Consider the following 22,516-nt stretch of genomic DNA (forward strand, 5'->3'; position numbering starts at 1 on the left):
AGAAAGGGACGAAAATTTCGCCCCTCTTGTTTCACTGCCAGACGGGAACAGACCCGCCTGGCCGGTTTTTACGCCAGCAGCGCCTTCGCTTTCGCGACCACGTTGTCGACGGTGAAGCCAAACAGTTCAAACAGCTGATCCGCAGGTGCAGATTCGCCGAAGCTGGTCATACCCACGATAGCGCCGTTCAGGCCGGTGTATTTGAACCAGTAATCCGCGATGCCCGCTTCGATAGCGACGCGCGCGCTGACCGCTTTCGGCAGTACGGATTCGCGGTACTCATCGCTCTGCTTGTCGAAAGCATCCGTTGAGGGCATAGAGACCACGCGCACTTTACGGCCTTCGCTGGTGAGTTTGTCCCATGCACCGACAGCCAGCTCAACTTCTGAACCGGTAGCGATCAGGATCAGCTCAGGGGTGCCGTCGCAATCTTTCAGTACATAACCGCCACGTGCCACGTTAGCCAGCTGTGCAGCGTCACGTTCCTGCTGCGCCAGGTTCTGACGAGAGAAGATCAGTGCTGTCGGGCCATCCTGACGTTCGATGGCATATTTCCACGCCACGGCAGATTCAACCTGGTCACATGGACGCCACAGGCTCATGTTTGGTGTGGTACGCAGGCTCGCCATCTGCTCAACCGGCTGGTGCGTCGGACCATCTTCGCCCAGACCGATAGAATCGTGGGTGTAGACCATGATCTGACGGATCTTCATCAGTGCCGCCATACGCGCTGCATTACGCGCATATTCAACGAACATCAGGAAGGTGGCGGTGTACGGCAGGAAGCCGCCATGCAGCGCCAGGCCATTAGCGATAGCGGTCATACCGAACTCGCGCACGCCGTAATGGATGTAGTTACCCGCTGCATCTTCGTTGATTGGCTTAGAGCCAGACCAGATAGTCAGGTTGCTCGGTGCCAGGTCGGCTGAGCCGCCCAGGTACTCCGGCAGGATTTTACCGAAAGCTTCGATAGCGTTCTGTGAGGCTTTACGGCTGGCGATCTTCGCCGGGTTCGCCTGCAGCTGTTCAACGAACTTCTGCGACTCTTCCTGCCAGTTAGCGGGCAGTTCGTTGCTAACGCGACGTTTGAACTCGGCAGCCAGTTCAGGATGTGCCTGCGCATACGCAGCGAATTTCTCATCCCATGCAGACTCTTTTGCCTGGCCCGCTTCTTTCGCGTCCCACTCTGCATAGATGTCAGAAGGAATAACGAATGGCGCGTGGTTCCAGCCCAGCTGTTTGCGGGTCAGTGCCACTTCATCATCACCCAGTGGTGCGCCGTGTGAATCATGCGTACCCGCTTTGTTCGGTGAACCAAAGCCGATAACGGTTTTGCACATCAGCAGTGAAGGCTTGTCGCTGACGCTTTTCGCTTCGTCGATCGCTTTCGCAATCGCGTCCGCATCGTGACCATCAACGCCGCGCACCACGTGCCAGCCGTACGCTTCAAAGCGCTTCGCGGTGTCATCGGTGAACCAGCCATCAATGTGACCGTCGATAGAGATGCCGTTGTCATCATAGAACGCAACCAGTTTGCCCAGCTTCAGCGTACCCGCCAGTGAGCAGACTTCGTGCGAAATACCTTCCATCATGCAGCCATCGCCCATGAAGACATAGGTGTTGTGGTCTACGATGTCATGACCCGGACGGTTGAACTGTGCGGCCAGCGTGCGTTCCGCAATGGCGAAGCCGACTGCGTTCGCGATGCCCTGCCCCAGCGGGCCGGTGGTGGTTTCAACGCCCACGGTGTAGCCATATTCAGGGTGACCTGGAGTTTTTGAGTGCAGCTGGCGGAAGTTTTCCAGCTCGCTCAGTGGCAGATCGTAGCCGGTCAGGTGCAGCAGGCTATAGATCAGCATGGAGCCGTGACCATTAGACAGAACGAAACGGTCGCGGTCGGCCCACAGCGGGTTGGTTGGGTTGTGGTTCAGGTAGCCGCGCCAGAGTACTTCAGCGATGTCCGCCATGCCCATTGGGGCACCCGGATGTCCCGATTTCGCTTTCTGTACTGCATCCATACTTAACGCACGAATGGCGTTGGCAAGCTCTTTACGAGAGGGCATTTTCTACTCCAGGTCGGATTAATGCTTCGCGCCTTAACTTATTGTTATTAATGAGTTAGTGGGCAAAACAAGGAAAAAGTTGCCCATCAATGTACATGAAAATCGGGGCAAAAGTACATGCTGTAAAACGCTAAATGTAACCGCTTCGTATGGCTTTTCCGGCCAACTCTGCTAGCAAAGTGCAGACTGGCACGCTATAACCAAATCGTTTATTCACCTGACTGAGTTTCAGGTGTTTGTTTTTCTTACCTTGTTATGAATGGGATAGAGCATGAAAATCCAGAAAACGGTGTTAGCGCTTGGGCTGGCAACGCTGCTCAGCGGCTGTCAGGGTTTAGACAATAATGGACTGATGCAGTCGGGCGCGCAGGCGTTTCAGGCGTACACCCTGAGCGACGATCAGGTTAAGCAGCTGAGCGATAAATCCTGTGAGCAGATGGACAAAGATAATCAGGTTGCGCCTGCGAACAGTGAGTATCAGCAGCGTCTGAACAAGATTGCGGCCGCGCTGGGCGACAACATCAACGGCGTCCCGGCTAACTACAAGGTCTATCAGACCAAAGATGTTAACGCCTGGGCGATGGCCAACGGCTGTATCCGCGTTTATAGCGGCCTGATGGATATGATGACTGACAATGAAGTGGAAGGCGTGCTGGGTCATGAGATGGGGCACGTGGCGTTAGGTCATACGCGCAAGGCGATGCAACTGGCGTATGCCACGACCGCAGCCCGCACGGCAGCAGCCTCAGTGGGCGGCGTGATCGGTTCACTGTCGCAGTCGCAACTGGGTGAGATGGGGGAAAAACTGGTCAATGCGCAGTTCTCCCAGACACAGGAATCACAGGCGGATGACTACTCCTACGATTTGATGAAGAAGCGCAACATCAACCCGGAAGGCCTGGTCACCAGCTTTGAGAAACTGGCGAAACTGGAACAGGGACGTCAGAGCTCGATGTTTGACTCGCACCCGGCTTCTGAAGCGCGCGCCGAGCACATCCGCGAACGTATTGCTGCTGACGCGAAGTAATACGGACGGCAGGCGCGTGCATTGTGCATGCGCCTGCAGAGCGTGTCAGGTCAGTATCTGTGGCCTAACGTTTGAATATCTGATCCACCATCGAACCTAAATCGAGTTTGTTCTCGTGCAGTGAGGCTTCATCCATATGCCCCTGCGGTGACATCTTATCAATCAGCTGCGGCAGGATAACTGCCAGCGTGCCCGCTGCGCCTTTCACGTCGGTTCCCAGCTTATCCGCCAGTGACTGCAGTTCCGCCTCACCAAACGCCGAGTGGATGTCGCTGTGTTCTACCGGCTGATTCGTCCCGGTGCCGATCCACGAACCAAACACCTCACCCAGCCCGCCCTGCTGGAATTTTTGCAGCAGCACTTCGATGCCGCCCTGCTCCTGTACCCAGTGCCAGACCGCCTGCAACTGCCCAGGCAGATGCCCGTCGCTTTGGTTGCCCTGCAGCGCTCCCGCCAGTTCATCCAGAAAGCCCATAATTGCCTCCACGTTGAGAATTGATATCAGTCAGTTTAGTTGCTGATGCGTGGTTACGCCTGAGGCGCGTGCGCTATCAAAAGCGGGAGAAAAATCCGGAGGGGAAAAAGCGGATGGTGACCGTTACTGACACTGCGCCGCTTCAGGTGGCAGCGCAAAGCCTGCCGGGTTGGCCCGGCAGGCTCAGAATGGGATTAGCCCTTGTTCACGGCCTGAACATGCAGCATATCCAGTGCCAGCGTCGCCGCCGCCAGTGCTGTCAGATCGGCGTGATCGTAACCCGGTGCCACTTCCACCAGATCCATGCCGACAATGTTCATGCCCTGCAGGCCACGAATCAGCTTGGTCGCTTTATCGGTGGTCAGGCCGCCAATGACCGGTGTGCCGGTGCCAGGCGCATGGGCCGGATCCAGGCAGTCGATGTCGAAGGTCAGGTAAACCGGCAGATCGCCGACGGTGCGTTTTACTTCGGCGAGGATATCGTCAACGCTGCGGTCATTAACCTGCGCCGCATCCAGCACGTTGAAGCCCAGGCTCCTGTCGAACTCGGTACGGATACCGATCTGCACGGAGTGCTGTGGATCGATCAGACCCTCTTTCGGCGCGGTAAAGAACATGGTGCCGTGGTCAAAGGTCGGGCCGTTGGAGTAGGTATCGGTATGGGCATCGAAATGCACCAGCGCCATCTTGCCGAAATGTTTCGCATGGGCGCGCAGCAGAGGCAGCGTAACGTAGTGGTCACCGCCAAAGGTCATCATGCGCTTGCCATTGGCCAGCAGTTTTTCCGCATGGGCCTGTAACTTGTCAGAAAGATCCTGCGAATCGCCGAAGGCGTAAACCAGATCGCCACAGTCGACGACGTTCAGACGCTGACGCAGGTCGAAATCCCACGGCCAGCGGCAGCCTTCCCAGGCCAGATTAGTTGAGATCTGACGGATTGCGCCCGGACCCAGGCGGCTGCCCGGACGACCGGAAGTGGCGGCATCAAACGGCACGCCGGTGATAACCCACTCGGCGTCGCTGTCGTAAGGCTGGAAATTCAGCGGAAAACGCATGAAGCCAAAGGCGTTAGAAACCAGGGAGTTGTCGTACTGATTGCCAAGCGTGTTATACATAATTGCTCTCTCTATGTGCGTAAGTCGGGCGAGGCCCGCATGCCATTAAGGTTGAGATGAAAAAAATCCCCTCCGCGTCGTTAGGCCCGACGAGGAAGGGATTGAGTGGTTCAGATTATCGACATAGTTAACGGCAACTGCAATATGCGATTGCGGGCTGCCAGGGCCGATTACTCATCTTCTAAATAGGTGTATCCGTAGAGGCCGCTCTCAAACTCTTCCAGGAACTGCGCGCGCAGTTCGTCGTCGAGATCGGACGCCTGCACCTGATTGCGGAACAGCGCCATCAGCTCGTTAGGATCAAGCTGCACATAACGCAGCATGTCAGCCACGGTGTCACCTTCATCCGAAAGCTGCACTTCAACTTCGCCATTTTCGCGTGCGTAGACATCCACCGCTTCGGTGTCACCGAACAGGTTGTGCATGTTGCCCAGGATTTCCTGATACGCCCCGACCATGAAGAAGCCCAGCATTGGCGGGTTATCAACGTCATATTGCGGCATCGGCATGGTGGTCGCGATACCGTCGCCATCCACGTAGTGATCGATGGTGCCATCAGAGTCACAGGTGATGTCGAGCAGCACGGCACGACGCTCCGGCTTCTTGTTCAGCCCTTCCAGCGGCAGAACCGGGAACAGCTGATCGATACCCCACGCATCCGGCATCGACTGGAACAGCGAGAAGTTAACGTAGATCTTATCCGCCATACGCTCCTGCAGTTCGTCGATGATCGGACGGTGCGCACGGTTGCTGGGATCCAGATGCTGCTGAATGTAGTGGCAGATGCTCAGATAGAGCTGCTCAGCCCATGAACGCTGTTTGAGATCGTAAGTGCCGGACGCGTAGCCGGTGTGGATATCAGACAGATCCATCTGGCTGTCATGCAGCCATTCACGCAGCGAACGACGGGTGTCCGGCTCGTGCATCTCCTGCCAGGTTTCCCACATGCTGAGGATCGGGCGCGGCGCATCCGCATCCGGCGTTTCGGGTTCGCTGAACTCGTTACGCTCCACACCGATGATGTTGGAGACCAGCACCGTGTGGTGCGCGGTCACGGCACGACCGGACTCGGTGATCACCGTCGGATGGTCCAGACCGTGCTCATCACAGGCCGCACCAATCGCCCAGATCACATTGTTGGCGTACTCATTCAGGCCATAGTTGACCGAGCAGTCCGACTGCGAGCGTGTGCCTTCGTAATCGACGCCGAGACCGCCGCCGACGTCGAAACATTTGATATTAACGCCCAGCTTCGCCAGTTCGACGTAGAAGCGCGCCGACTCACGCACACCGGTGGCGATGTCGCGGATATTGGACATCTGCGAACCCAGATGGAAGTGCAGCAGTTGCAGGCTGTCGATGCGACCCGCTTCACGCATGATCTCAACCAGCTTCAGCACCTGGGTCGCAGACAGGCCAAACTTCGACTTTTCGCCGCCGCTCGACTGCCATTTACCGGAGCCCTGAGAAGCCAGACGCGCACGGATACCGAGACGCGGCACCACATTCAGACGCTCCGCTTCTTCCAGCACCAGCCGGACTTCTGTCATCTTCTCCAGCACCAGATAGACCTTGTGGCCCATCTTCTCGCCGATCAGCGCCAGACGAATATATTCGCGGTCTTTATAGCCGTTACAGACGATCACTGAACGGGTCTGTCCGGCGTGCGCCAGCACCGCCATCAGCTCTGCTTTGGAACCTGCTTCCAGTCCCAGCGGTTCCCCAGAGTGAATCAGCGATTCGATGACGCGTTTGTGCTGGTTAACTTTGATCGGGTAAACCAGGAAGTAGTCGCCTTTGTAACCGTAAGATTCACGCGCACGCTTAAAGGCGGCGTTAATCGAACGCAGACGATGCTGCAGGATCTGCGGGAAGCAGAACAAGGCGGGCAGACGCTGGCCCTGCGCTTCGCGCTCTTTCACCAGGCGGGCTAAATCAACGCGCACATCCGGACGGTCCGGATCGGGGCAGACACTGATGTGGCCCAGTTCGTTAACGTCGTAATAGTTGTTGCCCCACCAGGCGATGTTGTACGTACGCAACATTTTGCTCGCATCCTGATCGTTCATTGCAACCTCCTGCATGGAGCGGAGTGTACCCTGTTCGCCAGCTGACGAACCTTTGATATTCTTCATGTCGTCAGACATCGCGAACCTCAATTTTCCGTTGAAAGATAGAACTGTTAACCGGCTTTATGGCCGCTAATCTGAAAACCTGTTGCCACATTAAATCCACTGTCCTGTTCACCTGACATTGCCGTCAGCGCGATTCACACATGAGAGTTAAGTGTAAAACACCCTGGCCATCTCCGTTGAAACAGAGAACATTTAACCGATCACTATTGACCATGGATAATCTGCGTCGTTCCGCTGCGCGGGCGCAGAGAAGAGACAAAACCGATCGAGCAGAGATAAAGATTAGCCGGCGCCTGTGTCGGTAAAATTACCGCATCGGACGTCGTGTCGGCAGAAAAGAGAAACAGATGGGAAGCAGGAGAGAGCCAGCGCCACGCCGCAGCGCAGAGAACCGGAAAAAGAAAAAGCGTGGTTCATTACTTGTATCACCTCCGCATATGCCAGGGGCACATGGAAAACAACCTGGGTGAAAGCCAGATCAGAGTCCGACAGGCGCGACGCAGAGAGTGGCGTCATTCTTGCTGCTGCTCTCGAAGCAGCGGCGTTTTATACCGTTTACGGCCCTAAAATGCAAAAAGATTATCCGGGAATTGCGTGAAGTGTCAGCAAATTATGTCGATAACGATAACAGGTTAAATGCTGAAACAGAAAAAGGGCTGGTAATTGGTTTACCCTCTATCCTAAAATAGCCGTCCAGATGGTTTTCCATCTAAACAGGTTACTATCCAGGCGGTGTTGGCCCGCTGTGCTGACACAACCTCACTGCTCGCGGCTTTGCCTGAAGGGGCGTCAGGTCAGACAACCTCACTGGCGCTATGCAGTCGTACTCAAACCATATTTAAGGTAAAGAACAGAATGGCTAAACACCTTTTTACGTCCGAGTCCGTATCAGAAGGACATCCCGATAAAATCGCCGACCAGATCTCCGATGCTGTGCTGGATGCGATCCTTGAACAGGATCCGAAAGCGCGCGTGGCCTGCGAAACTTACGTTAAAACCGGTATGGTGCTGGTTGGCGGTGAAATCACCACCAGCGCCTGGGTCGATATCGAAGAGATCACCCGCAAGACCGTACGTGAAATCGGCTATGTTCATTCCGATATGGGCTTTGATGCCAACTCCTGTGCGGTATTAAGCGCGATTGGTAAACAGTCTCAGGATATCAATCAGGGCGTTGACCGTACCGATCCGCTGGAACAGGGCGCGGGCGATCAGGGCCTGATGTTCGGCTACGCCACTAACGAAACAGACGTGCTGATGCCTGCGCCGGTGACCTATGCGCACCGTCTGGTGCAGCGTCAGGCTGAAGTGCGTAAAAACGGCACCCTGCCGTGGCTGCGTCCGGATGCCAAGAGCCAGGTCACTTTCCAGTATGACGATGGCAAAATCGTCGGCATTGATGCCGTCGTGCTCTCTACCCAGCACGCGGAATCCATCAGCCAGAAAGATCTGCAGGAAGCGGTGATGGAAGAGATCATCAAGCCGGTTCTGCCAGCAGAATGGCTGAGCGCCTCAACCAAATATCACATCAACCCAACCGGTCGCTTTGTGATCGGCGGCCCGATGGGCGATTGCGGTCTGACCGGTCGTAAAATCATCGTGGATACTTACGGCGGCATGGCGCGTCACGGTGGCGGTGCGTTCTCGGGTAAAGATCCGTCAAAAGTTGACCGCTCTGCAGCCTATGCAGCGCGTTACGTGGCGAAAAACATCGTGGCGGCCGGTCTGGCTGACCGTTGTGAAATCCAGGTTTCCTACGCAATCGGCGTGGCTGAACCAACCTCAATCATGGTGGAAACCTTCGGCACTGAGAAAATCTCTACTGAACAGCTGACGCTGCTGGTACGCGAGTTCTTCGACCTGCGTCCATACGGTCTGATTCAGATGCTGGATCTGCTGCACCCAATCTATAAAGAGACGGCGGCTTACGGTCACTTTGGTCGCGAACATTTCCCTTGGGAAAAAACCGACAAAGCGGCCCTGCTGCGTGAAGCCGCTGGCCTGTAAGGTCAGCAGCTGCTGATGAAAACCCTGCCCCTGCGGCGGGGTTTTTTATCGCCTTTTCAGCCCCATTGCTGACCAGAGAATGCTTTCTCACGCATGCAGGCTGAACGCTTTATCCGCGCAGTTACTGGTGACCGTCAGATGTTATAAAAACCAATCTGCCCGGCATCTCTTTCACTCTGCAGCAAATTTTCCATTCTCAGCTACACTTCCTTTCGCTTTTTCTGACGACAAAATGTTAACGATTACAAATTGAAATGCTTTGTTTTTCCGATATTTAGGAATTAACGCACGTAGTTATTATGCTGAAAATGCGTTATTTTCAGCGTCGTCTGATAGCCACTAAATAGAGCATTGTCAGAAACTTAATGAGTGCTATACCTCACTGGTTAATTAATCTTTCCGGGAAAAATATGCTGAATTTCAGGGTTTCAGCATGTGTAAACGATTACACTGATGTGATCAGACTCACTTTTTTCCCGCAAAAGGTTTTTTAACATTGATAAAAACAATGATGGATAAACCTGGAGGCTCCCATGCCTGGCAATACACACAAAAGCAGAACTTCAAATAAGGCGATGACCTTATTTGTCTGCTTTCTGGCGGCCCTTGCGGGACTGCTGTTCGGTCTGGATATCGGCGTTATCGCCGGTGCCCTGCCGTTTATCGCAAAGGACTTTAACGTCACCCCTCATCAGCAGGAGTGGATCGTCAGTTCCATGATGTTTGGTGCGGCGGTCGGTGCTATCGGCAGCGGCTGGATGTCATCCCGCCTGGGCCGTAAAAAAAGCCTGATGGCCGGTGCGATTCTGTTCGTTATCGGTTCACTCTGGTCAGCGATGTCGCCAAACCCGGAAATGCTGATCAGCGCCCGCGTTCTGCTGGGCCTGGCCGTCGGTATTGCCTCTTATACCGCCCCGCTTTATCTTTCTGAGATCGCTCCGGAAAAAATTCGCGGCAGTATGATTTCGCTTTACCAGCTGATGATCACCATCGGTATTCTGGGTGCTTACCTTACCGATACCGCCTTCAGCTTTACCGGCAACTGGCGCTGGATGCTGGGCATCATCACCATTCCGGCCCTGCTGTTGCTGATCGGTGTTTTCTTCCTGCCAAATAGCCCACGCTGGCTGGCGGCGCGAGGCAACTTCCGCGATGCGCAACGCGTACTGGATCGTCTGCGTGACACCAGTGAGCAGGCAAAACGTGAGCTGGAAGAGATTCGTGAAAGCCTGAAGGTCAAGCAGTCTGGCTGGGGGCTGTTCACCAGCAGCAGCCACTTCCGTCGTGCGGTCTATCTGGGCATCCTGTTGCAGGTCATGCAGCAGTTTACCGGTATGAACGTCATCATGTACTACGCACCAAAAATCTTTGAAATCGCGGGCTTCACCAACACCACCCAGCAGATGTGGGGTACGGTGATTGTGGGTCTGGTCAACGTACTGGCGACCTTCATCGCTATTGGTCTGGTGGATCGCTGGGGCCGTAAACCTACCCTGATTCTGGGCTTTATGGTGATGGCAGCCGGTATGGGCGTGCTGGGTACGATGCTGCACTTCGGTATTCACTCCGCGGGCGCACAGTACTTCGCGGTCGGTATGCTGCTGATGTTTATCGTTGGTTTTGCGATGTCAGCCGGTCCGTTGATCTGGGTGCTCTGTTCCGAAATTCAGCCGCTGAAAGGCCGCGATTTCGGTATCACGGTTTCCACGACCACCAACTGGATCGCCAACATGATCGTGGGTGCGACCTTCCTGACGATGCTGAATACACTGGGCAACGCAAATACCTTCTGGGTCTACGCACTGCTTAACCTGTTCTTCATTCTGCTGACCGTGATGCTGATTCCTGAGACCAAAAACGTCTCGCTGGAACACATCGAACGTAACCTGATGGCAGGTAAGAAACTGCGCGACATCGGTTCACGTGACTAATATTACCCGATAAAAAATGCGGTAAAAAAAACGGCGGGGTTTCTCTGGAAACCCCGCCGTTTTTATTTGTTCAATGCATGATTAAAGCGTGTTAACCCGCCCTGCCGGCAATGGCTGCCGTATGCAGCAGAGCGCCAGCGCCATAATGAAAATAGTGGCTGTCTGATTATACGGCAGTACTGAATCGGTCAGTCCGCAGATAAACAGTGCCAGCATTGGCAGCGCCACGCCGCGCAGATCGCACTTCTTAAGCCAGCCGCCAGGCACCGCCAGATAGATCAGCGCCAGCGACAGCGCACCCAGCCAGCCCTGCAGCGTCGTCACTTCCAGAAACTCGTTGTGCATGTTGTACTTAACGTTGGTGTAGCCTTCACCATTAAGCGGATAGCGCGCCATGATGAACTCCCGCGCCTCCGTGGTGCGTGCATCCGGCGTGGCAAAACCGCCATGATGCTCAATAAAGTTGACCGCCCCGCCCCAGATAGCCACGCGTGCGCCCAGCGAGGTCGAGCTGTTTGACCCGTAATTCTCAATGTCCTGCATCCCTTCTACCCAGCGGTTACTGGTCATCAGGATCAGCACCGCCAGCACGCCCAACAGTAATGCGCTGATTCGCCAGTTGGTCAGCAGCGACAGCCGGTAGGTCTGCAACAGGAACAGCAGCCCCACGGCAATCAGTGCAATCAGCGTTACGCGGGTGCCGCACAGGTAGAGCAAGGCAAAGGTCACAGCCAGCACAGTGATATCGGCAATCTTCCAGTATGCGTGCGTCTCGTAACGGCTCAGCCACAGCCAGGTGCAGTAGATAAACAGAATCATGTAGGAGGACATCGAGGCCGCTTCGGTGGTGAGCTTGATGCGGATATTCTCTGTATAGAGATGCTCATGAATACCAAAGCCCAGCGTAATCAGCAGACCGACCAGAATTAACACTTTTCCAATGCGCAGCGTGGTTGCAGAGACCCGGTTGCCATAAATCGCCAGACTGAGCAGCACAAAGGCTCCCAGCAACAGCCGCTTCGCCCCCAGCAGATAGTTGGCGATATTGGTGATGGCATCGTTTGAGGGTGCGGTTTCAAGCCCCTTTGTGTGTATCGCCCAGAACAGACGGATCAGAGCGAAGAGAATCAGCACAGCAAACAGGACGACATAAAAACCGTTCTCTTTAAACGCCACTCGCCTGCGCACCAGGCCATACAACACAGATGCGACGGAGAGATAAGAGACCAGATAAAATATTTTTTGCGGCAGGCCGGAAACAAACATATTCAGTGACAGCGCCAGACAGAGCGCAATAACTGAAGCATTAACCATTAACGTTAATCCATTACGACTGCTTTTATTCGTCATGCTTAACCTCAGTCAGACGGTTAAACGCACTCATCAGGTGCTTCATATAATTTTCCTCATAAAAACCGGTGATGCTCGCTTTAATAACCTGATGATCGGGAAAGTGGAAATCCCGGCTCATGGCGTTGAGAATAGCGGCCAGCGCCATGCTGTCATTAGTGGGGTAGAGCTGACCATTGAGACCGTTCTGAATAATCTCTGACGGACCGCTGATGCAGTCGGATGAGACGCAGTAAACACCCCGTGACATCGCTTCCAGCAGGATCAGCGGAAAGCCTTCAAAGTTCGAGGTCATGAGCAGACAGGTGACCTGTCTGATATGGCGGATGACGTACTCCCAGGCGTTCTCCTGCCAGCCATGCCAGGTAATACGATCCTGAATGCCGAGTTGCGTCACGTAGTGCTGACACTGCGTCAGGTCTTCTCCGTCACCTACAATCTCCAGCGTCCACGGCGCATCCAGATGCTTCAACGCATCAAACAGATCTTTAAGCTGTTTCTGCCGCTGAAAATGGACGCGACCGATATAGAGAAACTTCAGCCCCTGCGGCCTGCCGATAACCACGTCATTACGCCGGATCGGGTTATAGATGACGTCAACGTCAGTAGCGGGTGCGCCCAGCTCCACCAGCTGCTCTTTGATCTGCTTACTGATGGCAAAATGGTGATCGGCCCGCAGCAGATAGTGGGGACGGTAGCGCTCCCGCGGTGGCAGGTGCATCCAGCTCGACAACACGATTTTGCGTCCTGAGAGCGTAATGGCCCGGCGCGTCATCAGACAGGGAATGGTGTTGAGGGTCAGAACATGGTCGGGCTGATAGCGACGAAAGAAGGCGGCCATTCTCAGCGTGTGAATAAGATTTTTTATTTTCTTATTCCGCAGCATGCAGACGCTCTCTGATAAAACTGCGTTGGCGGTCCAGGCACGGGAGAGGCTCTCCTCTCCGCTGTTGATAATAAACAGCCCCGCTTCCGTTCCGGGTTCCTTATTCAGGGCGGTAATCAGCTGGCAGGTCACATTCTCCATACCGCCGCGGCCAGCCATGAGATCGGTAACCAGCACAATACGCTGTTTCCTGATGTTATTATTTTTCATTGCGTTGTCCGTACACTGTGCCTTCCGATTCTGATCCATTCACTCTGCAGTGAACATTATCAACAGGATATTCTAAAAAAGACCGTAACAATATTTAATCCAGAATTTTAACTAATTGCAGGGCTACGTCGGGCCACACGCTCGCTGTGGATCGTATGAATTAAAACTGGCGGAAGAGTATAGTCGCTGCGCTGTCGTTTTCGCGGGTAACGTTGAGTTCCTGGGCGACGGCGATTATTCTGAGCGCCATGAAAACACCTCGTCTCCCCATTGCCCTGCAGCAGGCCGTGATGCGCTCACTGCGCCAGTCGCTTGAGCGTGCAAATCAGGCCCTGAAAACCCATTATCCGGAACCGAAGCTGCTCTACCAGCAACGCGGTACGGCGGCGGGCACCGCCTGGCTGACATCCTGGGAGATCCGCATCAATCCGGTGCTGCTGCTGGAAAACCAGCAGGCATTTATCGATGAAGTGGTGCCGCACGAGCTGGCGCATCTGCTGGTGTGGAAACAGTTTGGCCGCGTCGCACCGCACGGCAAAGAGTGGAAGTGGATGATGGAGCAGGTGCTGGGGGTGCCGGCACGCCGCACCCATCAGTTTGAGATCGCCTCCGTGCGCAGTAACACCTTTGCTTACCGCTGCCAGTGCCAGCAGCATCAGCTGACGGTTCGCCGCCACAATCGTATTCTGCGCAAAGAAAGTGAATATCGCTGCGTGCACTGCGGCAGCCTGCTGGTGGCAGGCGAGTTTGTCGCTTCCTGAGAACAATCCCCATTCCGCCCTATTCCACATTCTGTTAACCTGCCGCCCTTTTTCGTACCAGGAAGAAATCCGGAATATGTCTCGCATACTAAGTCTGGCGGTTGCGCTGCTGTTTGCACCTGCCGCTGACGCTCTTAATCTGAATAACTATCATCAAAATAACTTCCAGCAGGCCAAAACCTTTGCGGCGGCGATTAACGCCGATGCACCGGGTTCGTTCTACTGTGGCTGTAAGATTCAGTGGCAGGGCAAAAAGGGCATTCCCGATCTCAACAGCTGTGGCTATCAGGTGCGCAAGAACGCCAATCGCGCCGGGCGCATTGAGTGGGAACATGTGATGCCGGCCTGGGAGTTTGGTCATCAGCGCCAGTGCTGGCAGGACGGTGGCCGCAAAAACTGCAGCAAGGATCCCGAGTATCGCCGCATCGAAACTGATTTGCATAACCTTCAGCCCGCAGTGGGTGAAGTGAATGGCGACCGTGGTAACTTCGCCTACAGTCAATGGAACGGCAGCGAGAAGCAGTACGGTCAGTGTGAGATGAAGATCGATTTCAAACTTAAACAGGCGGAGCCACCCGCGCGGGCGCGCGGTGCCATTGCCCGCACCTATTTCTATATGCGCGACCAGTACCATCTGCGCATTTCGCGCCAGCAGACGCAGCTGTTTACCGCCTGGGACAAGCTCTATCCTGTCACAAAATGGGAGTGCGAACGCGACCAGCGCATTGCAAAGGTTCAGGGCAATCACAATCCATATGTGCAGCAGGCTTGCCAGCGCTAAAATCCCTGCCCTACACTAGCTTTTTTTCCCCATGACGCCGCCGCAGCGCGGCGTCCGGTTTCAGGAACCTTATGCGCATACCTCGCATCTATCACGCCGGGCCATTAGAGATCGGCAGTGAAATTACCCTGGATGAAGATGCATCCAATCATGTGGGCCGGGTACTCCGGATGACGGCAGGCCAGCGTCTGGAACTCTTTGATGGCACTAATCTGACTTTTGCAGCAGAGATCACGCATGTTGATAAAAAGCGTGTAAAAGTATCGGTCACAGAGAGCCAGCCGGACGATCGCGAGTCACCTTTGCATCTGCATTTAGGTCAGGTGATGTCGCGCGGTGAAAAAATGGAATTCACTATCCAGAAATCGATCGAACTGGGCGTGAATGTCATTACACCCTTGTTTTCCGAGCGCTGTGGCGTAAAGCTTGATGCTGAACGTCTGGCGAAGAAGATCCAGCAGTGGCAGAAAATTGCTATTGCCGCCTGCGAGCAGTGTGGCCGTAATCGCGTGCCGGAGATTCGTGAAGCGATGACGCTGGAAGCCTGGTGTGCAGAGGCTGACAGCGGTCTGAAGCTCAACCTGCATCCGCGCGCCAGCCACAGCATCAACACGCTGCCACAGCCTGTTGAGCGGGTACGACTGCTGATTGGCCCTGAAGGCGGTTTGTCTGCGGACGAGATTGCGATGACGGCACAGCACGATTTTACTGACATTCTGCTTGGCCCACGGGTATTGCGTACCGAAACCACCGCGCTGACGGCCATTACGGCACTTCAGGTGAGGTTTGGCGACCTGGGTTAAGCGATACTTTCAGCGGAAAGAGCGCAGGCATGATGTCCTGACCGATCGGCCCACTGCAGACCGAACCAGACGAGGCGGTAAATACCGCCTCACCGAGGAGATAATAATGATTAAACTTGGCATCGTGATGGACCCTATTTCGTCCATCAATATTAAAAAAGACTCCAGCTTCGCTATGCTGCTGGAAGCACAGCGCCGTGGTTACGAAATTCACTACATGGAGATGCACGATCTCTCTATGCGCGGTGGCGTGGCCTCTGCCCGCACCCGCCTGCTGACCGTCGAGCAGAACCCTGAAAACTGGTATCAGTTCGGCAGCGAGCAGGTGATCCCGCTGGCTGACCTGAACGTGGTGCTGATGCGCAAAGATCCGCCATTCGACACCGAGTTCATCTATGCGACCTACATTCTGGAGCGCGCAGAAGAGCTGGGTACGCTGATCGTGAACAAACCGCAGAGCCTGCGTGACTGTAACGAAAAGCTCTATACCGCCTGGTTTGCCGAGTTCACGCCTGACACCCTGGTGACCCGCAGCAAAGCGCAGCTGCGTGCCTTCTGGCAGGAGCATGGCGACATCATCATGAAGCCGCTGGATGGCATGGGTGGCGCGTCGATTTTCCGCGTGAAGAAAGACGATCCTAACTTTGGTGTGATTACCGAAACCCTGACCGAGCATGAGAGCCGTTTCTGCATGGCGCAGAACTACATTGCGGCGATCAAAGAAGGTGACAAACGCGTGCTGGTTGTGGATGGCGAACCGGTGCCTTACTGCCTGGCACGTATCCCGCAGGGCGGTGAAACGCGTGGCAACCTCGCCGCCGGTGGTCGTGGTGAAGCGCGTCCGCTGAGCGAAAGCGACTGGGAAATTGCGCGCCGTGTTGGCCCGACACTGAAAGCAAAAGGACTGATTTTTGTCGGTCTCGACATCATCGGTGATAAACTGACTGAAGTTAACGTGACCAGCCCAACCTGCATTCGTGAAATTGAGGCTGCGTTCCCGATCTCCATCACCGGCATGTTGATGGATGCCATTGAGAAGCGCCTGGGCTGAGCAAGAAGCCGGGGCGTGGCTCCGTGATCAACCCAATACCGGTGCGGTCGTCGCGTGCCGGTTATTTTTTTGGTACATCGTGTGAGAATGAATTTACAACATCACTTTTTGATTGCCATGCCTTCATTGCAGGATCCTTTCTTCAAGCGTTCTGTGGTCTATCTCTGCGAACATAACGAAGAGGGCGCAATGGGACTGATCATCAATAAACCCATGGAAAACCTGACGGTTGAAGGCATTCTGAAGAAGCTGAAAATCTCTGCTGACGATCGCGACCCGGCCATCAGGCTGGATAAACCGGTGTTTACCGGCGGCCCGCTGGCAGAAGATCGTGGCTTTATCCTGCACTCAGCACAACGCACGTTTACCTCCAGCATCCGTGTCTCAGATAACACGATTATCACCACATCCCGTGACGTGCTGGAGTCGATCGGCACCGCGTCTCAGCCCACCAATGTGCTGGTCGCGCTGGGCTATTGCGCCTGGGAAAAAGATCAGCTGGAAAATGAGCTGATGGAAAATGCCTGGCTGACCACGCCAGCTAACAGCAATATCCTGTTCCAGACGCCGATTTCAGAGCGCTGGCGCGAAGCGGCGCGCAGTATTGGCGTCGATATTCACAATATGGCCAGCGACGCGGGACACGCCTGATGTCAACTCAGACTCTGTTAGGTTTCGACTTCGGCACCAAAAGTATTGGTGTCGCTGTAGGTCAGGAACTCACGGGCAGCGCCCGTCCGCTGACCGCGATTAAAGCGCAGGATGGCATCCCGGATTGGCAGGTGATTGAAAAGCTACTGAAAGAGTGGCAGCCCGATTTCGTGGTCGTCGGCCTGCCGCTGAATATGGATGGCACCGAGCAGCCGCTGACCGATCGCGCGCGTAAATTTGCCAACCGCCTGCATGGTCGCTTTGGCATCCGGGTAGAGCTGCAGGATGAACGACTCAGTACGGTAGAAGCACGTGCTGGCCTGTTTGAGCGCGGCGGCTATCGCGCGCTCAACAAAGGGTCGGTCGATTCACAGTCCGCGGCCATCATTTTGCAGGACTGGTTCGAAAACCATTACTGATCGGCTTACTCAATCAGACCGGCGGCCTGACGCGCCAGCCGGCTCTGCTCAAACGTCTGCATGCCGGCCTGCGCGCCGGTCTGCAGCAGCGCAGGGATTTGGTGCATCTTACCTTCCCGAATCAGATTAGTGATGCCGGGCGTGGCAATCAGAACTTCAAACAGTCCGATGCGCGATCCGGCAATTGAAGACACCAGCCGCTGCGCAATCACTGCTTTCAGGCTGCCCGCCAGCTGCGTACGCACCAGCTGTTTCTCCTCCGCCGGAAAGACATCCACCAGCCGGTCCACCGCCTGCGCCGCGCCGCGGGTGTGCAGCGTCGCCAGTACCAGATGACCAGTCTCCGCCGCCGTCAGCGCCTGACGGATGGTGTCGCTGTCGCGCAGTTCGCCCAGCAGGATGACGTCGGGATCTTCACGCAGCGCCGCCTTTATCCCCAGCGAGAACGAATCGCAGTGCAGGCCAATTTCGCGCTGCTGAATCAGCGACTGCTGGCTGTGATGGATAAATTCAATCGGGTCTTCCAGCGTAATGATGTGGCGCGCCTGCTGGCGGTTCAGCGCATCGACCAGCGCCGCCAGCGTGGTCGATTTACCGCTGCCGGTCGCACCGGTCACCAGAATCAGGCCATCCTGCTGCTCCAGCAGCGTCGGCACAACGGCGGGCAGTTGCAGGCTCTCCAGCGTCGGGCACGCGGTGGCAATGATACGCAGCGCCAGTGACAGGCCGTTGCGCTGCATAAACAGATTTGCACGCAGACGCTGGCCGCAGGTCAGGCTCAGGGCGAAATCGAGCTGCCCTGCATGCTCCAGCTGCTGACGCTGCGGGTCACTGAGCCAGCGGGTCATAAACTCTGCCATCCAGGCGGCAGAAAGTCTGGCCTGCTGCGGAATCACCTCCAGCCTTCCCTGCCGCCGCCAGTAGGGCAAATGTCCGCTGCAAAGGTGCAGATCGGCGGCATTATGCTTTACACTAAGCCCCACCATTTCATCCAGATTCATAATTTCTCCTGACTATGACTTCAATCCAGCAGAACCTACAGCAAGTGCGACAGCGAATCGCCGCCGCTGCCGCGCGTTGCGGCCGCGCTCCGGAAGAAATAACCCTGCTTGCAGTCAGCAAAACCAAACCTGCGAGCGCGGTCGAAGAAGCCTTTGCCGCTGGCCAGATTGCCTTCGGTGAAAATTACGTCCAGGAAGGGGTTGAAAAGGTTCAGGCACTGGCCGCACATCCTGAACTGGCGTGGCACTTCATCGGCCCGTTGCAGTCCAACAAAAGCCGTCTGGTGGCAGAGCATTTCGCCTGGTGTCACACCATTGACCGCCAGCGCATTGCGCAGCGGCTCAACGATCAGCGGCCCGCCTCGCTGCCACCACTGAATGTGTTAATTCAGGTAAATATCAGTGACGAGAACAGCAAATCTGGCATCATGCTGGAGGCCGTTTCCGGGCTGGCGGAGCAGATCGCTGCCCTGCCGCAACTGCGGCTGCGGGGATTGATGGCGATTCCGGCAGCGGAGAGTGATTACCAGCGGCAGCTGGCGGTGTGTCAGCAGATGGCGGAAGCCTTCCGGCAGTTGCAACAGCACTATCCGCAGGCAGATACGCTTTCGCTGGGAATGAGCGATGACATGGAGGCGGCAATCGCCGCAGGCAGTACGATGGTGCGTATCGGCACCGCCATTTTTGGCGCACGAGATTATGCGCACAACTCACAACAATAACAGAGGAACTTCATGTTAACACTGACGTTTTTAGTAAAAACGCTGATCGATCTCTACGTCATGGTGCTGTTGTTACGCATCTGGATGCAGTGGTCCCGCTGCGATTTTTACAATCCAGTGGCGCAGTTTGTCGTAAAAGTGACACAGCCGATTGTTAAGCCACTGCGCCGCATACTGCCGGCTCTGGGGCCGATTGATACCGCCTCGCTGCTGCTGGCCTTTGTGCTGACCACGCTGAAATACCCGATTTTACTGCTGATTCAGGTAGGCGTGTTCTCGGTCGATCCGACGAATCTCCTGGTCGGTCTGCTATCGCTGGTGAAATCCGCCGGCTATCTGGTCTTCTGGGTCATCATCGTTCGCTCTCTGATGAGCTGGATCAGCCAGGGCCGTGGCCCGGTCGATTATCTGCTGGTGCAGTTGACCGAGCCGATGATGGCACCTATTCGCCGTATTCTGCCTGCGATGGGCGGCATCGATTTCTCAGCGATGATCGTCATCCTGGTGCTGTATGCCCTGAACTTTCTCGGCATGGACCTGTTCCCGGGTCTCTGGTATCTGCTGTAAATGAATCAAACTGGAACTGTTATGCAAAAAGTTGTGCTCGCAACCGGCAATCCCGGCAAAGTGCGTGAACTGGCGGAGTTACTCTCCGCCTTTGGTCTGGATATCGTCGCGCAGACTGACCTTGGGGTTGAATCGGCAGAAGAGACTGGCCTGACCTTTATTGAGAACGCGATTCTCAAGGCGCGTCACGCGGCACAGATCACCGGATTACCGGCCATCGCCGATGACTCCGGTCTGGCCGTGGATGCGCTGGGCGGCGCGCCTGGCATCTACTCGGCGCGCTACGCCGGTGAAGAGGCCAGCGATCAGCAGAACCTGGAGAAACTGCTGCAGGCGCTGGAAAACGTGCCTGACGGTCAGCGCCAGGCGCAGTTCCACTGCGTGCTGGTCTATCTGCGTCATGCGGAAGACCCGACGCCGCTGGTGTTCCACGGCAGCTGGCAGGGCGAGATTGCCCGCTCCGCCTCTGGCGCCGGTGGCTTTGGTTATGACCCGATTTTCTTTGTCCCGGCGCTGGGTAAAACCGCGGCCGGGCTGAGCAAAGCGGAAAAAGGTGCAGTTTCTCACCGGGGTAAAGCATTGACGCTGTTGCTGGAAGCGATGCGTAATGCCTAATCTGCCGCCGTTAAGTCTCTACATCCACATTCCGTGGTGCGTACAGAAGTGTCCCTACTGTGATTTTAACTCCCACGCGCTGAAAGATGAGGTGCCGCACGTTGAATACGTGCAGCACCTGCTGCGCGATCTGGAGATCGACCTGCCGCTGATCAATGGCCGGGAAGTGCGCACGATTTTCATTGGCGGCGGTACGCCCAGCCTGCTGAGCAGCAGTGCGATGCAGATGCTGATGGATGGCGTGCGGGCGCGTCTGACGCTCGCCCCTGATGCGGAAGTGACCATGGAAGCCAATCCTGGCACCGTGGAAGCTGACCGGTTCAGCGCTTATCAGCGTGCCGGTATCAACCGTATTTCGATTGGTGTACAGAGTTTCAGTCCGCAAAAGCTGCAGCGTCTTGGCCGCATTCATGGCCCGGAAGAGGCCGTCCGCGCCGCTGAACTGGCGGAGTCTCTATCGCTGCGCAGCTTTAACCTCGACCTGATGCATGGCCTGCCCGATCAGTCGCTGGAAGAGGCGCTCGACGATTTACGTCAGGCGATTGCGCTGAATCCGCCGCATCTCTCCTGGTATCAGCTCACCATCGAACCCAACACCCTGTTTGGCTCACGCCCGCCGGTGCTGCCGGATGATGATGCATTGTGGGATATTTTCGAGCAGGGCGATCGGCTGCTGCAGGCGGCCGGTTATCAGCAGTATGAGACCTCCGCCTACGCGAAGCCGGGATATCGCTGTGAACACAACCTCAACTACTGGCGCTTTGGCGACTATCTGGGGATTGGCTGTGGCGCACACGGCAAACTGACCCAGCCGGATGGCCGCATTGTCCGCACGGTGAAAACCCGTCATCCGCGTGGCTTCATGCAGGGTAACTACCGCGAAAAACAGTATGAGGTTGCCGATAGCGACAAGCCGTTTGAATATTTCATGAACCGCTTTCGCCTGCTGGAGGCCGCGCCGCGCGACGAGTTCAGCCGCTACACCGGTTTGTCAGAGCAGGTGATCCGTCCGCAGATGGATGCCGCGATTGCCGCCGGTTACGTGACGGAAACCGCTGAGCAGTGGCAGATTACGGAGAAAGGGAAGCTGTTCCTGAATTCGCTGCTGGAGCTGTTCTTAGCGGAAGAGTGAGTGCGGAAGAGTAAAAAAGCGCCTCAGCCCGTCAGGCTGAGGCGTTAACTTATTTTTTCAGTGCGCCGGTAAGCTGTTTACGCTGATCTTCCAGCGAAATCACGCGATTACACACTTCGTGTCCGAAGTTCTGGAAATCCTGCTCCTGCTTGCTCCACTCAGCCTGAATCGACTGTTGCAGACCGCCCAGATTGCCCATAATCGCCTGCAGCGGATTACTGCCGCCACTGCCCTGCTTACTGCCCATCTCATTCAGACTGTCCTGCATCACGCCGCCCAGCGTTGACTGCACCAGCCTTTCGCCTTCGGCGCGCACCTGATCGATCGCCTGATGGTGGAACGTCAGACCGTCTTCACGGTGTTCAATGATGCGGTTCATCTGCTGTTTCAGCTGGCCATTCAGCGTGGTCAGCCGATTACGCACGTTGCTGTCGGTGCCCAGTTTTTCAACGATGACCCGATCCAGTGCCGCACGTCCTTTCTCCAGACGGGATGTCGCTCCGCTGTCGATCCACGGCAGATCGCGACGCAGCGCGTTCTGATAGTCGATCGCTTTCTGACGTTCAGCGATATCCAGCGAAACTTTCTGGCCATTGAACTGCACGTCGCCCTGCGGCGAGATTTCCATATTGCCGTTAGCACCGACCACCTGCACGCTCTGCGGTTTAATCACCACATCGTCCTGCGGCTTAACGCTGCATTCGTAGGCTGCCTGAGCCTGAGTTGCTGCCACCAGCAGCACAGCAAGAAGCGCTTTACGCATCATATCTACTCCCTAAGATCGGGTCTGAAACCCTCCGTTCGGGCCGCAGCC

21 protein-coding genes are annotated in these 22,516 nt (G+C 55.7%); 13 read left to right on the forward strand and 8 right to left on the reverse strand.

Annotation, left to right across the window (positions count from 1 at the left end):
• Positions 1-68 precede the first annotated feature (68 nt).
• Entirely contained in the window at positions 69-2,063 is a 1,995-nt protein-coding gene (gene tkt, locus AC6I8E_RS15135; protein WP_033733687.1) for a transketolase, read from the reverse strand.
• A gap of 271 nt (positions 2,064-2,334) precedes the next feature.
• On the opposite strand from tkt, the gene loiP reads away from it, so the two are divergent.
• Complete coding sequence (loiP, locus tag AC6I8E_RS15140) at positions 2,335-3,090, forward strand: metalloprotease LoiP (protein WP_013358963.1); 756 nt, start codon at positions 2,335-2,337, stop codon at positions 3,088-3,090.
• Positions 3,091-3,154: 64 nt separating this feature from the next.
• Here loiP and AC6I8E_RS15145 read toward each other — a convergent pair whose 3' ends face one another.
• From AC6I8E_RS15145 to speA, 3 genes are all read right to left on the reverse strand, one after another.
• Complete coding sequence (locus AC6I8E_RS15145) at positions 3,155-3,565, reverse strand: YidB family protein (protein ID WP_033733689.1); 411 nt, start codon at positions 3,563-3,565, stop codon at positions 3,155-3,157.
• Positions 3,566-3,759: 194 nt separating this feature from the next.
• The gene (gene speB, locus AC6I8E_RS15150) at positions 3,760-4,680 is read right to left on the reverse strand and encodes an agmatinase (protein WP_013358965.1); all 921 of its coding nucleotides are present in this window, start codon (positions 4,678-4,680) and stop codon (positions 3,760-3,762) included.
• A 170-nt stretch (positions 4,681-4,850) separates the two neighbouring features.
• Complete coding sequence (gene speA / locus AC6I8E_RS15155) at positions 4,851-6,827, reverse strand: biosynthetic arginine decarboxylase (protein WP_071242808.1); 1,977 nt, start codon at positions 6,825-6,827, stop codon at positions 4,851-4,853.
• 843 nt (positions 6,828-7,670) lie between these two features.
• Here speA and metK point away from each other — a divergent pair.
• Together metK and AC6I8E_RS15165 are read left to right on the forward strand one after the other, a co-directional pair.
• Complete coding sequence (gene metK, locus AC6I8E_RS15160; RefSeq protein WP_010248851.1) at positions 7,671-8,822, forward strand: methionine adenosyltransferase; 1,152 nt, start codon at positions 7,671-7,673, stop codon at positions 8,820-8,822.
• Between the two features lie 533 nt (positions 8,823-9,355).
• Positions 9,356-10,753 carry a sugar porter family MFS transporter gene (locus tag AC6I8E_RS15165; protein WP_013358968.1) on the forward strand — a complete coding sequence of 466 codons (1,398 nt, stop codon included), beginning with the start codon at positions 9,356-9,358 and terminating at the stop codon, positions 10,751-10,753.
• Positions 10,754-10,834: 81 nt separating this feature from the next.
• Here the strand turns inward: AC6I8E_RS15165 and AC6I8E_RS15170 are convergent, their stop codons facing one another.
• Both AC6I8E_RS15170 and AC6I8E_RS15175 read right to left on the reverse strand, forming a co-directional pair.
• Positions 10,835-12,067: an O-antigen ligase family protein gene (locus AC6I8E_RS15170; protein ID WP_497824191.1), complete on the reverse strand. Its 1,233-nt coding sequence runs from the start codon at positions 12,065-12,067 to the stop codon at positions 10,835-10,837.
• 25 nt (positions 12,068-12,092) lie between these two features.
• Entirely contained in the window at positions 12,093-13,238 is a 1,146-nt protein-coding gene (locus tag AC6I8E_RS15175) for a glycosyltransferase (protein WP_312217396.1), read from the reverse strand.
• 209 nt (positions 13,239-13,447) lie between these two features.
• Between AC6I8E_RS15175 and AC6I8E_RS15180 the strand changes: the two genes are divergently transcribed.
• The 6 genes from AC6I8E_RS15180 (at position 13,448) to ruvX (ending at position 17,665) form a co-directional block, all read left to right on the forward strand.
• Complete coding sequence (locus AC6I8E_RS15180) at positions 13,448-13,960, forward strand: SprT family zinc-dependent metalloprotease (protein ID WP_051926533.1); 513 nt, start codon at positions 13,448-13,450, stop codon at positions 13,958-13,960.
• Positions 13,961-14,036: 76 nt separating this feature from the next.
• Positions 14,037-14,741, forward strand: a complete 705-nt coding sequence (gene endA, locus AC6I8E_RS15185) for a deoxyribonuclease I (protein ID WP_107320079.1) — start codon at positions 14,037-14,039, stop codon at positions 14,739-14,741.
• Positions 14,742-14,812: 71 nt separating this feature from the next.
• Positions 14,813-15,544, forward strand: a complete 732-nt coding sequence (gene rsmE / locus AC6I8E_RS15190; RefSeq protein WP_013358973.1) for a 16S rRNA (uracil(1498)-N(3))-methyltransferase — start codon at positions 14,813-14,815, stop codon at positions 15,542-15,544.
• 106 nt (positions 15,545-15,650) lie between these two features.
• Positions 15,651-16,595 (forward strand): glutathione synthase, encoded by a 945-nt coding sequence (gshB, locus tag AC6I8E_RS15195; RefSeq protein ID WP_147790033.1) that lies wholly within the window; start codon positions 15,651-15,653, stop codon positions 16,593-16,595.
• An 87-nt stretch (positions 16,596-16,682) separates the two neighbouring features.
• The gene (locus tag AC6I8E_RS15200) at positions 16,683-17,246 is read left to right on the forward strand and encodes a YqgE/AlgH family protein (RefSeq protein ID WP_013358975.1); all 564 of its coding nucleotides are present in this window, start codon (positions 16,683-16,685) and stop codon (positions 17,244-17,246) included.
• Positions 17,246-17,665 (forward strand): Holliday junction resolvase RuvX, encoded by a 420-nt coding sequence (gene ruvX, locus AC6I8E_RS15205; RefSeq protein ID WP_013358976.1) that lies wholly within the window; start codon positions 17,246-17,248, stop codon positions 17,663-17,665. The genes AC6I8E_RS15200 and ruvX overlap by 1 nt, the downstream gene beginning before the upstream one ends.
• Positions 17,666-17,670: 5 nt before the next feature.
• Here ruvX and AC6I8E_RS15210 read toward each other — a convergent pair whose 3' ends face one another.
• Entirely contained in the window at positions 17,671-18,666 is a 996-nt protein-coding gene (locus tag AC6I8E_RS15210; RefSeq protein ID WP_312217397.1) for a type IV pilus twitching motility protein PilT, read from the reverse strand.
• A 14-nt stretch (positions 18,667-18,680) separates the two neighbouring features.
• Between AC6I8E_RS15210 and AC6I8E_RS15215 the strand changes: the two genes are divergently transcribed.
• From AC6I8E_RS15215 to hemW, 4 genes are read left to right on the forward strand one after another with little or no spacing between them, the layout of a single operon-like run.
• Positions 18,681-19,388, forward strand: a complete 708-nt coding sequence (locus tag AC6I8E_RS15215) for a YggS family pyridoxal phosphate-dependent enzyme (RefSeq protein ID WP_095706708.1) — start codon at positions 18,681-18,683, stop codon at positions 19,386-19,388.
• 12 nt (positions 19,389-19,400) lie between these two features.
• Positions 19,401-19,955, forward strand: coding sequence for a YggT family protein (locus AC6I8E_RS15220; protein ID WP_013358979.1), 555 nt, complete (start codon positions 19,401-19,403; stop codon positions 19,953-19,955).
• 21 nt (positions 19,956-19,976) lie between these two features.
• A complete protein-coding gene (locus AC6I8E_RS15225; protein WP_041457076.1) occupies positions 19,977-20,570 on the forward strand; it encodes an XTP/dITP diphosphatase in 594 nt (197 codons plus the stop codon).
• On the forward strand, positions 20,563-21,702 hold the full coding sequence (gene hemW, locus AC6I8E_RS15230; RefSeq protein ID WP_061063312.1) for a radical SAM family heme chaperone HemW: 1,140 nt from the start codon (positions 20,563-20,565) through the stop codon (positions 21,700-21,702). The genes AC6I8E_RS15225 and hemW overlap by 8 nt, the downstream gene beginning before the upstream one ends.
• A 49-nt stretch (positions 21,703-21,751) precedes the next feature.
• On the opposite strand, the gene AC6I8E_RS15235 is transcribed toward hemW, so the two are convergent.
• Positions 21,752-22,468 carry a YggN family protein gene (locus tag AC6I8E_RS15235; RefSeq protein WP_013358982.1) on the reverse strand — a complete coding sequence of 239 codons (717 nt, stop codon included), beginning with the start codon at positions 22,466-22,468 and terminating at the stop codon, positions 21,752-21,754.
• Between the last annotated feature and the right edge of the window lie 48 nt (positions 22,469-22,516).

The organism is Pantoea sp. X-Soil-YNGN-785, from assembly GCF_059730585.1.